The organism is Bacillus sp. MAG717A (genome assembly GCF_036884855.1).
Lineage (GTDB): Bacteria > Bacillota > Bacilli > Bacillales > Bacillaceae > Bacillus > Bacillus safensis.
Genome location: NZ_CP145733.1, coordinates 320,404 through 334,456, shown reverse-complemented (window position 1 = coordinate 334,456; position 14,053 = coordinate 320,404). Strand labels below are relative to the sequence as shown.

Sequence of the window (14,053 nt, the reverse complement as noted above, 5' to 3'; positions counted from 1 at the left end):
ATGGCAGAAAAACTGTTAGAAATCAAAAATTTGAAGCAGCATTTCCATACAGCAAGAGGAACTGTGAAAGCAGTAGATGGGGTTTCATTTGATATTTACAAAGGTGAAACGCTTGGTCTTGTAGGTGAGTCTGGTTGTGGTAAATCCACTACGGGCCGTTCGATCATTAGACTTTATGATGCGACAGATGGTGAAGTTCTTTATAAAGGGGAAAATGTACACGGGAAGAAATCAAGACAAAAAATGCTTGAGTTCAACCGTCAAATGCAGATGATCTTCCAAGATCCATATGCTTCACTCAACCCTAGAATGACAGTGCTTGATATCATTGCAGAGGGCATCGACATTCATGGTCTTGCGAAAACAAAACAGGCGCGTAAAGAGCGTGTGTATCAATTACTTGAAACTGTTGGATTGAACAAAGAGCATGCGAACAGATACCCGCATGAATTCTCAGGCGGTCAAAGACAGCGTATCGGAATTGCACGTGCATTAGCAGTAGAGCCTGATTTCATCATCGCCGATGAACCAATCTCTGCATTAGACGTGTCGATCCAAGCGCAGGTCGTCAACTTATTGAAAGAGCTTCAAGAGGAAAAAGGTTTAACGTACTTATTCATTGCCCATGACCTGTCCATGGTAAAATACATCAGTGATCGTATCGGCGTGATGTATTTCGGAAAATTGGTTGAGCTGGCACCAGCGAATGAATTATACGAAAACCCGCTTCATCCATACACAAAATCATTGTTGTCTGCGATTCCGCTTCCAGATCCTGATTATGAGCGTAACCGTAAACGAATCAAGTATGATCCATCTGTTCACAAAGGAACAAACACCGAGTTCCGTGAAGTAAAGCCAGGTCACTTTGTGAGCTGCACAGAGGAAGAATTCAAAGAGCTTCAGGCGAAACAATCATAAAAAGAGAGAAGCACTGCTAATGCAGTGCTTCTTTTTATATTTTACAAAAAAACAAGATGATGGTAATTTTTAGTTAAGTACAAGCAGAACCGGAGGAAATCAAATGTCCAATTGGAAAACCTATCGTTATTCATTGCTTCATGTTCTCATTGTATTCATACTATTTTCAACGTCTTTTTTCAGGAAACCAAACGGAGGAAAGTGGATGCTCTTGTTTATGGTGCTCGTTGGGATTGTGTCTTTTTCAGTGGAATATATGCTTAACCGAAAGACAAGGGGGCAGAAGCAAGAAGCACGGCGTGTAAAATATCTTTATTTCATCATGTTGCAAATCACGATGACACTGATCTTGTTTGTCTGTATTCAACTCGTCATGAATCGTTCGTTATAAAACTTTTTTTACGTTAATTGAAAAAAAGTGAAACTACTGAAGACTTTACTGCGTCTTACTAGTACAGGCGTTTAAATAGCAGGAAATCGGGAATATCTAAGGAAGTGGTTCTTAACTATAGCATAAGGAGCAGATCCATGAATTGGTATGAAAAGCTCAGTGAATACTTCCCGATAGAAGAAATGAAGTCAAAAGAGCATATGGAAGCTTTATTAAAGGAAAGAAGTGATATTTATCATAAGGAGGAAGGACCTCATCATGTGATGATGTACGCCGAATTTGATTCTTTCATCTTTATTGATTATTTATTTGTTTCCAAAGATGCAAGAGGTGAAGGCCTCGGGTCAAAGCTTATTCATAAGCTGAAGGAAAAAAAGAAACCGATCTTGCTTGAAGTCGAGCCTGTAGATGAAGATGATGCAGATACTGCAAAACGCCTAAAGTTTTACCAAAGTGAGCACTTCAAGCATGCAGAATCAATCGGTTATAAACGCAGGTCACTTGCAACAAATGAAGTGAACCGCATGGAAATTCTTTATTGGTCGCCTCTTACAAATCATGAGGAAGAGATCATGGAAGCCATGAGGAAGACCTATGAACGAATTCATACGTATAAAGATGAAGAATGGTATGGACAATCGTATGAGGATGTTGATGATGTATTGAAGATCATTGAAAATAGAAAGCAAAAAAATATTTTCGATCATCTCGACTAAATGAGAATGTTCTGACATCAAGCAGCACCACAAAATGAATGAAATTGTCTAGTTTTTGTCACAAAAATTGCAAGAAAATCTGTTCACACTTACTTTTTTATAGTATAATCACTATAAAGATTACTTATTTAGAACAATTTTAATTTAAGAATACAGATCAATATTCATTCTACAAATTGAGGAGTGAAGATTTATGGTAACATTATACACATCACCAAGCTGTACATCATGTAGAAAAGCAAGAGCGTGGTTAGAAGAGCACAATATCCCGTATCAAGAGAGAAACATTTTTTCTGAGCCTCTTTCAATCGATGAAATCAAAGAAATTCTTCGAATGACAGAAGACGGTACAGACGAAATTATCTCAACACGTTCAAAAGTATTCCAAAAACTAAATGTCAATGTTGAGACAATGCCGCTTCAACAATTGTATAAACTAATCAATGAGCATCCAGGTCTTTTACGTCGTCCAATTATCTTGGATGAAAAAAGATTACAAGTTGGGTACAATGAAGATGAAATTAGACGTTTCTTACCAAGAACGGTTCGTACATTCCAACTAAGAGAAGCTCAGCGACTTGCTAACTAATAAAAACACGAAAAGCTGCCGATCATTTGGCAGCTTTTTTTATTTGTTTTCAGCCGTTTGCTCGTAAAAGAGGCTGGCTAATATGACCACTATGACGGTTAAAAACGGAAGCATCAATTCAAGCGCGGCATGCTGTGACATAAATTCAGTCAATTTCACATCACGCACAATCATTTCTCCGCCAGTAAAGGCCAAAAGCGCACTTCCTCCGTATAAAAGAAACGGAAATTTGGTTAAAACTGCATGAATCAGCTTGCTTCCCCAAATAATAATCGGTACAGAAATCATGAGGCCAAAAGCGGTCAGAAGCATGTTGCCTTTTGCTGCACCTGCAACTGCGATGACATTATCAAGTGACATAAAGAGGTCGGCAATCACAATGGTTTGAACTGCACGCCAAAGGGAGCCGCTGCTCTTAATCCGAATCGATTCCTTCTTTTGTTCAATTAACAGATTGTATCCTATATAAAGGAGAAAAAGACCGCCAATAAACTGCAAATAAGGGATAGTCAATAAATAAACGGCGGCACCAGTCATTGTAATTCTCATCAGCACGGCTAAAAGTGTGCCGATCCAAATGGCTTTATTGCGTTTATCATGTGATAAATTTCGACTGGCCATTGCAATGATGAGCGCATTATCTCCGCCTAAAATCAGGTCTATGCCAATAATCATCAGTAAGGATACGATCCACTCTGTTTCCATCCAATTCACCTCTTGTCCTAATAGAGCTCGTACAACCAATATATGAGGACAATTCAAATATATGTTTCTGCAAGTTTTCTCTGCAAAAAATGCGTTTTTATTTCTTTTATTCATGTTTTATCATAAAATAGACAGTACGAAGCAATACCTCAATTCAACGGTTAACATGTAGACGGAACGGGTAAAGTGTAGTAAAGTACTATTAATTGGGAGCTTGTATGTCCCTTCAACATCTTATATAGAAGGGAAGGTTGGCAAAATGGAAATCGAAAGAATAAATGAACATACAGTAAAATTTTATATTTCCTACGGTGATATTGAAGATCGCGGATTTGACCGTGAAGAGATTTGGTATAATCGTGAGCGCAGTGAAGAGCTGTTTTGGGAAGTAATGGACGAAGTGCACGAAGAAGAAGAATTTGCAGTAGAGGGACCGCTTTGGATTCAAGTACAGGCACTTGACAAGGGTCTTGAAATTGTCGTGACAAAAGCCCAACTTTCTAAAGATGGACAAAAGCTCGAATTGCCGATTCCAGAAGATAAAAAAGATCAAACAGATGAAGAAAGCTTAGACGCACTGCTTGATGATTTTCATAAAGAAGAGCAAGATCAAGAAGACCATAATGAGAAGGACAAAAAACTTCAACTTCAATTCGTGTTGAAAATGGATGATTTTGAAGATTTGATTGCACTTTCTCAATTAAATATGCAGGATTTTACCACAAGTTTATATTCGTTTGAAAACCGTTATTATCTATATGTTGACTTCCACGAGGATTTGTCAGATGAGCAAGTGGAGAATAAGCTCAGCATTTTGCTTGAATATGCTCATGAATCAGTTGTCAGCATCTACAGACTGAAAGAATACGGTCAGCTGATTATCGAAGGGAATGCCCTTGAAACGATTCAACAGCACTTCTCGTAACTAACAAAAAGTCGATTTCTATAGAGGAATCGGCTTTTTTATCTGAATGAATAGATAAATAAAGAGATCGGCAAGGAGAAAAATGAAATGAGAAATTTAGTCAAAGTTCTATTTTTTCTAATCATTACGATAGGTGCTTATATAATCATCCAATTGATTGCCGGTGATTTAGCGGTAAGTGTATTAAGTTCTGTCAGTGTTCTATTTACTTTATCGATTATTTTCATCGGATTTGTTATTTTCTTGGAGAACCGGAATCCATCTCAAACGATTACATGGCTTGTCCTGCTGGGTAGCTTTCCATTATTCGGCTTTTTGTTCTACATTTTCTTTGGACGCAATATTAAAAAGCGCCGGCTGTTTGAAAAGAAAGCGGTATTGGACGAGCAGTTAATCCAGGAAGATGAACGTATTCATAGAGAAGCGATTGAAAAAATGACACATATGGGTGATCATCAGCAGCTTTTATTTAAGCTGGCCCACAGACTTGGACATACTCCTATTACATATCGCACGTCCTCTAAAGTCTTAACCAATGGTGAAGAAACATTCTCTCATATTTTTGAAGAGATCAAAAAAGCAACACATCACATTCATTTAGAATATTACATTCTCCGCCACGATGACCTTGGCCAAGAATTAAAGGAGATTCTAATTGAAAAAGCGAAAAATGGCGTGATTGTCCGTTTTTTATATGACGATGTAGGAAGCTTAAAGCTCTCTCGTCAATATATTGCTGACCTAGAAAATGCTGGCGTTCAGATCGTTCCATTTTTACCAGTAAGGCTCCCCCTTTTAAATAATAAAATTAACTTCCGAAATCATAGAAAAATTGTCGTAATTGATGGAGAAGTGGGATTTGTCGGCGGGCTTAACATTGGAGATGAATACTTGGGCCGAAGCAGACAATATGGATTCTGGCGTGATACACACCTGATGATTAAAGGCGAAGCTGTTCGTGACCTCCAGCAGATTTTCATGCAGGATTGGTATTATATGACGAATGAAAGATGCTCAGGTGTGGACTATTTCAAAGATTTCAGCCACCTTGAGAGTACAACAGAAGGCGTACAAATGATTGCTGGCGGGCCTGACAAGCAGTGGGAGGTCATTAAAAATCTTTTTTTCTCTATGATCATCTCCGCTAAAAAGTCCATCTGGATCGCTTCACCGTATTTTGTCCCGGATGATGATATTTTGTCCGCTTTGAAAATTGCCGCATTGAGCGGAGTAGATGTCCGGATTATTGCTCCAAAGAATCCAGATAAACGGATTGTGTTCCATGCGTCTCGTTCATACTTCCCGGAGCTTCTTGATGCAGGGGCGAAGGTGTACGAGTATGATCAAGGCTTTATGCATAGTAAATTTATTATTGTGGATAATGAACTGGCTTCAATTGGAACGGCAAACATGGATATGAGAAGCTTTCATTTGAACTTTGAAGTGAATGCCTTCCTCTATAAAACGAAAAGCACAGAAAAGCTCGTCAACGATTTCTTAGGTGATTTAGAGCAGTCACATGAAATTGTGTCAGAAGAGTTCGCAAAGAGACCTTTGAGGGTCAGACTGTTTGAATCAACCGCAAGATTATTATCACCACTTTTATAAAGATTGTATTTCCCCTCTTTTCTATAAGGGGGATTTTTTATTTTACTGAAGTTATGATTAGTAAAATCATCTTTTGACACGGTAAAAATTCATTTTCCCTTTTCGCTTTCTTATAAACGAACAAGCTATAATACAGTCATCAAAGAGCGAGGGGCGAACTGAATGAATGCAGCAATGATGGATAACGGTAAGCTTATCCGAATTACACATCATCTATCGAAAAGTCGGCTGGAGCATGTAAGAACGACGTGCAAATTTTATTGTCCTGAATGCAGGGAGGAGGTGCAATTAAAGCTAGGGGAGCATCGTGTCTATCATTTTGCGCATAAACAGCTGACAGCATGTTCGTTAGCCTCAGGCGAAACGGCTTATCATCAGGCGGGAAAGGAAGCCATTATGAATTGGTTGAAGCGGCTTGGACATAAACCGGCGCTGGAAAAGTATATGTCAAAGGTTCATCAGCGTCCTGATGTGACCGTCTCTATAGGAAATGAAGCCTATGCAATCGAATTTCAATGTGCAAATATTTCCCGGCAGGAGCTACGCAGAAGAACAGCAGGTCTCCGTGAAGCAGGTCTCTTTCCTATATGGATGATAGGGGCAAATCGTTTGAAACGAAAATCTGCCCAGCTTTTTTCTTTCTCCTCCATTCATTGGGGAATTTTAAGGGAATCAGAGAAAAGGCGGTTGATTTTTTTCTGCCCGATCCACAATAGATTCATCCATCTTGATCAATTTCTCGTGTTTCAACCAAAGAAAATATGTGCGGCAATGACTGTCAGACCACCTTCCACATACAGCAAAATTCCGGCACTCCTATCTCCGCCCTCAAGCAAGCGTCAAGTAAACCAACAATGGCTTAAATGTATACAGCAATTTAGGCAGCGTCCTCCTCGCATTTTATCAAATGAAAGCAAACGTTTGAGAGATATTTTTTATGAGCATCATCAAACAGCATTTCCTTTTTTGCCGACTGCATTATTTATCCCGGTGCAAGAAGCCTATATCTTTACAAGTCCCGTATATGTTTGGCAGGGATGTCTCTATGATTGGATGATGAGGAAAAAAGGAAACAGGCGAGTAACGATTCAACAGCTGATGAAAGAAATCAACCGGTGTGTGCAGATGAAAGAAGTGAAACTCCGATATAGTGATGTGTCAAGAGAAGAAATAAAAGTGGTAATCACTGAATATGTAAAGGCGCTTGTAAGACAAGGGTTTTTACATATGACAAAAGAGGGTAATTATGAAGTATCGTCGAATCAAATGCCAATACAAACACTTGATGAAGTGTTAAAACGAGATGCTTTCTTATTTCATTAGCATGTTTCATGACCACTTTGATCATGATAAGAAAAAGGTGGTGCTGCTATTGAATCGAAAGAAACGCTTTTTTCTCATTTTTTTAGTCTGTTTGGTATTTATTTCTGCATATGATTTGACAAATATAGTTCAAAACAAAGAAGATAAATACAACACCAATTTCTTTCACTTTCCGAAAGGTTGGTTCAACACAACTCATGCAAGGGGGATTCATATGACTTCACAAAACAAAAACAATCATCTACCAGACAGAAGCGAAGTAAAAGAAGAAAACAAATGGCGCCTTGAAGATATTTTTGAAAGCGTCGATGCATGGAACAAGGAATTCGAAGCGGTCAAAAAAGAAATTCCGAAGCTGGCCCAATTTAAAGGCAAGCTGGCCCATTCTGCTGATGTCCTGTATGAAGCCCTAACCTTTCAGGATCAACTTTCTGAAAAGCTTGGCAAGCTTTATACATATGCGCACATGAAATACGATGAAGATACAACGAACTCATCCTTTCAGGCGTTAAATGATAAAGCCTCGAATCTATTTACACAGTTGTCTAGTACATCTGCTTATATTGTTCCAGAGATTTTATCAATTCAAGAAGATAAATTGCAGCAATTTATTCTGGAAAAAGAAGAATTAAAACTGTATTCACATGCTCTCGAAGAAATTAATAAAGAGCGTCCACATATTTTAAGTGAGGAACAAGAAGCTTTATTAGCTGAGGCCTCTGAACCACTTTCATCTTCATCTACTACTTTTAGTATGTTTAACAACGCCGATATTTCATTCCCTTCTGTAAAGGATGAGAATGGGGAGGAAAAGAAAATTACCCACGGCAACTTTATCACATTTTTAAATAGTGACGATCGTGAAGTGAGAAAGAATGCCTTTAAAGCTGTGTATAAAACGTATGATCAGTACAAGAACACACTTGCTTCTACACTAAGCGGTTCAATTAAAAAGGATAACTTTTATGCAAAAGTACGAAATTACAAATCAGCAAGAGAAGCAGCATTATCACGAAACAGCATCCCAGAAGAAGTGTATGACAATCTAATTGATACAGTTCATCAATATTTACCGTTATTACACCGCTATATTGAATTACGCAAAAAGGTATTAAAGCTTGATGAAGTGCACAATTACGACTTGTATACACCACTTGTGAAAGATGCTGGCATGAAGCTCACCTACGATGAAGCAAAGGATTATATGCTGAAAGGGTTAGCGCCATTAGGAGAAGAATATGTGTCTGTGTTAAAAGAAGGACTCGAAAATCGCTGGGTAGACGTTTATGAGAATAAAGGCAAACGAAGCGGTGCTTATTCATCAGGAAGCTATGGTACAAATCCATATATCCTCATGAACTGGCAGAATAACATTGATAATTTGTTTACGCTGGCTCATGAATTTGGGCACTCTGTCCACAGCTACTACACAAGAAAACACCAGCCATATCCGTATGGAAACTATAGTATCTTTGTAGCTGAAGTGGCTTCCACTACAAATGAAGCGTTACTAGGCGAATACCTGCTTAATCATTTAGACGATAAAAAACAGCGCTTGTATGTATTAAACCACTTGTTAGAAGGGTTTAGAGGAACAGTATTCAGACAAACGATGTTTGCTGAGTTTGAGCATCTTATTCATGTGAAAGCACAAGAAGGAGAGGCTTTAACGCCAGAATTTATGACGAACCTTTATTATGACCTGAACAAGAAGTATTTTGGTGACGGCATGGTGGTTGATAAGGAAATTGGATTAGAGTGGACGAGAATTCCTCATTTCTATTACAACTATTATGTGTATCAATACGCAACAGGCTATAGTGCGGCGCAGGCATTAAGCAAGCAAATCTTACAAGAAGGAAAACCAGCGGTAGAGCGCTATACAGATTTCCTTAAGGCAGGAAGCTCTGATTATCCAATCAATGTGCTGAAAAAAGCTGGTGTTGATATGGCTTCTAAAGAACCAATTGAAGCAGCATGCCAATTGTTTGAAGAAAAACTAAAAGAAATGGAAGAGCTCATCTCCAAAACAGGTGAGTAATGAAAAGACTTCTGTCAGACGTGTGAGTGCCAGCTCATCTTTTGACAGGAGTTTTTTTCTCATAAAAAAGACCTCTTCAGATGTAGAGGCCAATCCTTTTTAATGATCAACCTTTAAAACCTCTAAAGGTCTTACGATGATTCATTCGATAAAGCGTAAAAAGAATCGCAGCAAATAAGAGTGGAGACGTCAAATAAAGAGGAAGCATTTTCATTAAGCCTAATATATTTAAAAAGAAACATAAGCCAATGGCAACAAGTCCAATAGTTGTGCTGCGCATGCAGATCCCCCCATTTTTTTGTTACTTTTACTATATGAAAGTGACAACCCTCTTATGTTTTGTGACAAAAATATGAACATATAGTATATCTGTTGTCATAAGTCGACAAAATTTGATATACTACAGATGTGAAATTAATCACATACAAACATTACCCCTTTGTTTGACCGTGAAAAATTTCTCCCATCCCCTTTGTTGTCGTTAAGACATAGTGAAACCGCGCTTATCCCGGCGCGGTTTCTTCGTGTTTATAAATAGAACAAACGTTCCTTTTTAGGGTGAAGAAAAACATGGGTCAGCACCCATGTTCATTTTCACAGCGATAGACATCAAGATCTGTATGGTGGTCATTCTCTTTATAGCGCCAAAACATTTCTTGCTGCACTTGTACACGTTCTACCTTTTGAGCAAAAGCCAGCTTCTTCATTTCTCGTTCAACTTCTTCAAGCGTCAGGTCATAGACAACGGCTATCTCTTTTGCGGAAGCAAATTGAAAGTAAGCAATAAACCATTCAATTGGAGGCCGTTCTGAAGGTGTTGGTTTTTCACCAATCATTTCAAAAAGGATTTCCTCGTATATATCATAAGAGTAGGCACCTGAAATTTTTAATCCTTCATCTCCATTTACGGTATTAAAAAAGGCGAAGGTCGGAAGCTCAGATACGTCCATTTCAGCTGCAATTTTCATATCACATTGTAGTGCTTTAACAGCACTTTGAGAATGAATGTCGCGCTGGAATTCCTCGATGTCCAGACCAGCACCTTTTGCATTTTCTATCAGCACCTGCTCACTTGTAACATCTTGCTGATGGCAAAAAAGCGATTCTTGAATGAGACGCAAAAATTTCATTCCGCATTTTCTTCCTTGAAGCTCCGCTGCTTTTAGTGCGAGTGAGGCGAGGTAGGGTGATGTCACAATTTGTTCAGACAGCATTTGTTCTTTTTTGGTCTGCGTTTTAGTGGCGAATTTCCCCCATGCTTCAGTTAGTAAATGTTTCTTTCTTTTCCGATTCAATGCATTAATACTAGAACTTGTTACCGTTCGTAAAGTGAAAAAACGGCCATATTTCATTTTCAATTTTTTAATGGATGGCTCTAATAACCAGCAGTCTGGGCTTAGAGGATCAATGAATACATAGATTTCAATCGGCTTTTGAGGATGTCCGTGACAGTGTGAGAAATATTGATCGTGCGAATTGCAGCTCAAGATCGTCCATCCTTCTCAGTTGTTTGGTTGACCATATGACGAGCCGTCAGAGAAAGCCGTTCAAATAAAAAGTCACGAATATCGCCGGTTAGTCCTACTTGATCCATTGCATCCTCCATGCATTCAAGCCATGCGTCCGCCCGCTCCTCAGTAATCGGAAAAGGGAGATGTCTCGCCCGCAGCATTGGGTGGCCATGCTCCTCTGTATAGAGCGGTGGTCCGCCTAAATATTGCGTTAAAAACTGTTTTTGTTTTCTTGCTGTTTCTTTTAAGTCATCCGGGAAAATAGGATGAAGCAAAGGATGACACTTTACATTTTCATAAAAAGTATCAACAAGTTGCGATAGAAGTTCCTCTCCAACCGCTTCGTAAGGTGCGTTAAACGATTGTACCATGTTGACTACTCCTTTTACTCGTAGTTAATAGGATGACTCACCCTATTGCGCATTTCATTTATTTCAAAAGTGATATTCAGTTTGTTCTATTTTATTGTTTCTATTCTTGTACTTATTTTAACAACCTCATCTCAATTCCACAAACAAACAGCTTTGGTCTGCTCGAAATAAAGAGTGGGTTGGGTTCCGTGATCAATTGACCATATCATAACACATTCAGTCAAAAAAGGGGGAAAAGCGACATACAAAAAACCGAAGAGGTTATTCTCTTCGGTTTAAGCGAAATATTGAGCTGTGATTTTCTTTACATAATTTTGTGTTTCTTTAAATGGAGGAATGCCCCCGTATTTATCTACATTTCCTGAACCTGCATTATAGGCAGCTAAGGCGAGTGAGATATTTCCGTTATATTTTTGGAGCATTTGTTTTATATACTTCGTTCCGCCTTCAATGTTTTGGGCCGCATCAAAGGCATTATTTACACCAAGTGACTTAGCCGTAGATGGCATGAGCTGCATGAGACCAAGCGCACCTGCATGGCTGACAGCATTTGTGCGATAGCCGGATTCCTGCTTGATGACCGCGTGAATCAGCTTTTCAGGAACGCCATGCTTTTGAGCCATTTGTGACACGATTTGATTAATCTCATTTGATGATGAGCCGCTGGAGACAGCCTTTTGAAGCGGCGGTGTGTAGCTGTTGTTTAAGACATTTCCAATGCCGTTCGCTGTATTTAATTGATTGTCATTTCCATACAAAGATTGAGCTGGAAGCTGATCACTGCCGGCAATCGCAGATAAATATGGGTTTGTACGCGCATATTGCGTGTTCGGAGCCGTTGATGGGTCCGTGCCCATAAAAGCAGAAATGGATAGCGGGAGACGTGATAATTCTGATCCGCCTAAAAAATCTTGCAGCAGCGACTGAAATGAAGCTTGGGCATTCGATTCTTGACCCGCAGACATTTGCGTTTGTGCTGGATCTGTTTGTAACGTTTTAAGCGCTTGAAGCTGCATAAAGGATTGAAGTTGATTAACGTTCATCATGTTCCTCCTTCAAGGAATTCATCTATTCTGTGATTTCATTTTTTCTTCATAAAAACGAACGACTTTGTTTTTCGTGTTTCGTACTGGGATATGAAATTTGCGGAGCAATGCGGAGAAAGCGGCTTGTCCGATTTCCAGGTCGCTCACTTCAAATTCAAGTTCATAGTCCTCTACTGTTAAATATCGGCTGTGATCCAAAACAATTAAGCCTTCTTGGATCATTTTTTCTGCTCTTGACGTTTCAAGTGAACCAAAGTACACAATTTGATCCTTTTGAATGTTCAGGTGGTCTAATCTGTCCGCAACTTCACCTTCTGGCAGCTCAAAATCGTTAAGTTGTGATGGGGGAGCAATCGTTTGGTGGGTTTCAAGCAAGCCTATTTCGTGCGGCTCCTTTAATGTGAGCACCCATTGACCGCTTTTTTCTCTCATTCTTAATGCAGCCAATTGAGATTTTATATCAAATTGAGGTGTATCAAAATAATAGTTGGTTTGCTTGTGGAAATCCGCATCCTTCAATTGAAAATGCTGTTTCAGCTGTTCAAATTCTTCTTTCATTAATAATTGTTTTAGTTCTATTTCAATTTCCTGTGCCATTTTGACATCAACCTTTCATTTAGAGGAAATATGATTATTGTACATGAAGTGTGTTCACCATGTAAAAGACTGTTTTTTCTCTTTATTTTCTTTAGGTGTGGATCAAAAAGAATGAAGAATCGTGAGAAAGGATCGTTTAAAAGAGAAAAACAGGTTTTCTCCAAAAGTTCGGTTTATCAATATTGAACTTGATATGATAAAATAAAGCTGTACTTTGTTGTAAAGGAGATCATGATGCAAAACAGAATTGAAATCACAGAAGCAACTTTAAAAGAAGACAGGCTGATTTTGACAATCCAGTCAGAAGAGCAAATCCAAAAAGCAAAAGCATCAGGACAAATGCTTGTTGATTCTGATCACTTTGCGTTCGTTTACATACTTGAAACCGAGGAGTCCTTTTCGTATCTTATTTTAGGGGAACATACATGGGCTCCGTTAAAAGAAGCAATGAATCGTGACATCCCTGTCTATTTGGCATCGGATGAATATTCGCTGGAACTCATTCAGCTTCAACAGGAATTACATTATTTAATCGACAATATTAAAGACAATGCCAATTACGGAGATATGGAAGAGAAAGTGAAAAGCACATTCCTCTGAAATAATTAGGTATATGGAATTGGGGGAAGTTTCATGGACAAAAAACAATGGGATCAATTCCTCGCACCGTATAAACAAGCAGTCGAAGAATTAAAAGTGAAACTAAAAGGCATTCGAAAGCTGTATGAATTCGAGGATGACCATTCACCAGTAGAATTTGTCACAGGCCGAGTGAAACCCGTTGCCAGCATATTAGAAAAGGCAAAGCGTAAAAACATCCCGATGCATGAGATTGAAACGATGCAGGATATTGCTGGGCTTCGCATTATGTGCCAGTTTGTAGAAGATATACAAGTCGTGAAAAAAATGCTCCAGTCACGTAAAGATTTTGTGGTTGTAGATAAACGCGACTATATTGCAGAACATAAAGAAAGCGGATACCGCTCTTACCACCTTGTTGTGTTATATCCGCTGCAAACGATCAACGGAGAGAAGCAGCTCCTTGTCGAAATCCAAATTCGTACGCTTGCGATGAACTTTTGGGCGACCATTGAGCATTCTCTGAATTATAAATATAGTGGGAATATCCCGGAGAAGGTCAAGCTGCGCCTTCAAAGAGCATCTGAGGCAGCATCTCGTCTCGATGAAGAAATGTCCGAAATTAGAGGGGAAATTCAAGAAGCACAAGTGGCATTTTCCCGGAAAAAGAAAAACGACAGCTGAGCCAGTTTGATCAAATATGATGCTGCCCTCTCATAGCAGCAAGGTG

16 protein-coding genes are annotated in these 14,053 nt (G+C 39.0%); 10 read left to right on the top strand and 6 right to left on the bottom strand.

From position 1 onward, the window contains the following. The 4 genes from V6Z54_RS01830 to spxA all read left to right on the top strand — a co-directional run bounded on the left by V6Z54_RS01830 (position 1) and on the right by spxA (position 2,617). Entirely contained in the window at positions 1 to 921 is a 921-nt protein-coding gene (locus V6Z54_RS01830) for an ATP-binding cassette domain-containing protein (protein WP_024425041.1), read from the top strand. Between the two features lie 103 nt (positions 922 to 1,024). Next, entirely contained in the window at positions 1,025 to 1,312 is a 288-nt protein-coding gene (locus V6Z54_RS01825) for a hypothetical protein (protein WP_269103945.1), read from the top strand. A 137-nt stretch (positions 1,313 to 1,449) separates the two neighbouring features. Further along, the gene (locus tag V6Z54_RS01820; protein ID WP_338527637.1) at positions 1,450 to 2,028 is read left to right on the top strand and encodes a GNAT family N-acetyltransferase; all 579 of its coding nucleotides are present in this window, start codon (positions 1,450 to 1,452) and stop codon (positions 2,026 to 2,028) included. 193 nt (positions 2,029 to 2,221) lie between these two features. Beyond that, positions 2,222 to 2,617: a transcriptional regulator SpxA gene (gene spxA / locus V6Z54_RS01815; RefSeq protein ID WP_003211421.1), complete on the top strand. Its 396-nt coding sequence runs from the start codon at positions 2,222 to 2,224 to the stop codon at positions 2,615 to 2,617. Between the two features lie 39 nt (positions 2,618 to 2,656). Here spxA and V6Z54_RS01810 read toward each other — a convergent pair whose 3' ends face one another. Further along, complete coding sequence (locus V6Z54_RS01810) at positions 2,657 to 3,322, bottom strand: TerC family protein (protein WP_269103944.1); 666 nt, start codon at positions 3,320 to 3,322, stop codon at positions 2,657 to 2,659. Positions 3,323 to 3,581: 259 nt separating this feature from the next. On the opposite strand from V6Z54_RS01810, the gene mecA reads away from it, so the two are divergent. From mecA to pepF, 4 genes are all read left to right on the top strand, one after another. Next, positions 3,582 to 4,247, top strand: coding sequence for an adaptor protein MecA (gene mecA, locus V6Z54_RS01805; protein WP_024425038.1), 666 nt, complete (start codon positions 3,582 to 3,584; stop codon positions 4,245 to 4,247). An 87-nt stretch (positions 4,248 to 4,334) separates the two neighbouring features. Beyond that, complete coding sequence (gene cls / locus V6Z54_RS01800) at positions 4,335 to 5,855, top strand: cardiolipin synthase (protein ID WP_041089842.1); 1,521 nt, start codon at positions 4,335 to 4,337, stop codon at positions 5,853 to 5,855. Positions 5,856 to 6,017: 162 nt separating this feature from the next. After that, positions 6,018 to 7,178 carry a competence protein CoiA family protein gene (locus V6Z54_RS01795; RefSeq protein WP_269103943.1) on the top strand — a complete coding sequence of 387 codons (1,161 nt, stop codon included), beginning with the start codon at positions 6,018 to 6,020 and terminating at the stop codon, positions 7,176 to 7,178. 214 nt (positions 7,179 to 7,392) lie between these two features. Then, entirely contained in the window at positions 7,393 to 9,219 is a 1,827-nt protein-coding gene (gene pepF / locus V6Z54_RS01790) for an oligoendopeptidase F (RefSeq protein ID WP_281733681.1), read from the top strand. A 106-nt stretch (positions 9,220 to 9,325) separates the two neighbouring features. On the opposite strand, the gene V6Z54_RS01785 is transcribed toward pepF, so the two are convergent. From V6Z54_RS01785 to V6Z54_RS01765, 5 genes are all read right to left on the bottom strand, one after another. Continuing rightward, positions 9,326 to 9,499, bottom strand: a complete 174-nt coding sequence (locus V6Z54_RS01785) for a hypothetical protein (protein ID WP_039177829.1) — start codon at positions 9,497 to 9,499, stop codon at positions 9,326 to 9,328. 295 nt (positions 9,500 to 9,794) lie between these two features. Beyond that, on the bottom strand, positions 9,795 to 10,706 hold the full coding sequence (locus V6Z54_RS01780; RefSeq protein WP_269103942.1) for a ClpXP adapter SpxH family protein: 912 nt from the start codon (positions 10,704 to 10,706) through the stop codon (positions 9,795 to 9,797). Further along, positions 10,703 to 11,101 carry a thiol management oxidoreductase gene (locus V6Z54_RS01775; RefSeq protein ID WP_269103941.1) on the bottom strand — a complete coding sequence of 133 codons (399 nt, stop codon included), beginning with the start codon at positions 11,099 to 11,101 and terminating at the stop codon, positions 10,703 to 10,705. Before V6Z54_RS01775 ends, V6Z54_RS01780 begins: the two co-directional genes overlap by 4 nt. A gap of 275 nt (positions 11,102 to 11,376) precedes the next feature. Continuing rightward, positions 11,377 to 12,144 (bottom strand): lytic transglycosylase domain-containing protein, encoded by a 768-nt coding sequence (locus V6Z54_RS01770; protein WP_218677331.1) that lies wholly within the window; start codon positions 12,142 to 12,144, stop codon positions 11,377 to 11,379. Positions 12,145 to 12,165: 21 nt separating this feature from the next. Beyond that, a complete protein-coding gene (locus tag V6Z54_RS01765; RefSeq protein WP_041089852.1) occupies positions 12,166 to 12,744 on the bottom strand; it encodes a CYTH domain-containing protein in 579 nt (192 codons plus the stop codon). Between the two features lie 234 nt (positions 12,745 to 12,978). Here V6Z54_RS01765 and V6Z54_RS01760 point away from each other — a divergent pair, with 234 nt between their 5' ends. Then, on the top strand, positions 12,979 to 13,344 hold the full coding sequence (locus V6Z54_RS01760) for a hypothetical protein (RefSeq protein WP_024425029.1): 366 nt from the start codon (positions 12,979 to 12,981) through the stop codon (positions 13,342 to 13,344). A 33-nt stretch (positions 13,345 to 13,377) separates the two neighbouring features. Next, entirely contained in the window at positions 13,378 to 14,007 is a 630-nt protein-coding gene (locus V6Z54_RS01755; RefSeq protein ID WP_039177834.1) for a GTP pyrophosphokinase family protein, read from the top strand. Positions 14,008 to 14,053 lie beyond the last annotated feature (46 nt).

What these genes read in the sequence shown, in the direction of transcription:
- cls (WP_041089842.1), top strand. Translation starts at nt 4,335, where the DNA reads ATGAGAAATTTAGTCAAAGTTCTATTTTTTCTAATCATTACGATAGGT.
- V6Z54_RS01825 (WP_269103945.1), top strand. Translation starts at nt 1,025, where the DNA reads ATGTCCAATTGGAAAACCTATCGTTATTCATTGCTTCATGTTCTCATT.
- V6Z54_RS01810 (WP_269103944.1), bottom strand. Translation starts at nt 3,322, where the DNA reads ATGGAAACAGAGTGGATCGTATCCTTACTGATGATTATTGGCATAGAC.
- V6Z54_RS01820 (WP_338527637.1), top strand. Translation starts at nt 1,450, where the DNA reads ATGAATTGGTATGAAAAGCTCAGTGAATACTTCCCGATAGAAGAAATG.
- V6Z54_RS01760 (WP_024425029.1), top strand. Translation starts at nt 12,979, where the DNA reads ATGCAAAACAGAATTGAAATCACAGAAGCAACTTTAAAAGAAGACAGG.
- V6Z54_RS01775 (WP_269103941.1), bottom strand. Translation starts at nt 11,101, where the DNA reads ATGGTACAATCGTTTAACGCACCTTACGAAGCGGTTGGAGAGGAACTT.
- V6Z54_RS01755 (WP_039177834.1), top strand. Translation starts at nt 13,378, where the DNA reads ATGGACAAAAAACAATGGGATCAATTCCTCGCACCGTATAAACAAGCA.
- mecA (WP_024425038.1), top strand. Translation starts at nt 3,582, where the DNA reads ATGGAAATCGAAAGAATAAATGAACATACAGTAAAATTTTATATTTCC.
- pepF (WP_281733681.1), top strand. Translation starts at nt 7,393, where the DNA reads ATGACTTCACAAAACAAAAACAATCATCTACCAGACAGAAGCGAAGTA.
- V6Z54_RS01785 (WP_039177829.1), bottom strand. Translation starts at nt 9,499, where the DNA reads ATGCGCAGCACAACTATTGGACTTGTTGCCATTGGCTTATGTTTCTTT.
- V6Z54_RS01765 (WP_041089852.1), bottom strand. Translation starts at nt 12,744, where the DNA reads ATGGCACAGGAAATTGAAATAGAACTAAAACAATTATTAATGAAAGAA.
- V6Z54_RS01830 (WP_024425041.1), top strand. Translation starts at nt 1, where the DNA reads ATGGCAGAAAAACTGTTAGAAATCAAAAATTTGAAGCAGCATTTCCAT.
- spxA (WP_003211421.1), top strand. Translation starts at nt 2,222, where the DNA reads ATGGTAACATTATACACATCACCAAGCTGTACATCATGTAGAAAAGCA.
- V6Z54_RS01770 (WP_218677331.1), bottom strand. Translation starts at nt 12,144, where the DNA reads ATGAACGTTAATCAACTTCAATCCTTTATGCAGCTTCAAGCGCTTAAA.
- V6Z54_RS01795 (WP_269103943.1), top strand. Translation starts at nt 6,018, where the DNA reads ATGAATGCAGCAATGATGGATAACGGTAAGCTTATCCGAATTACACAT.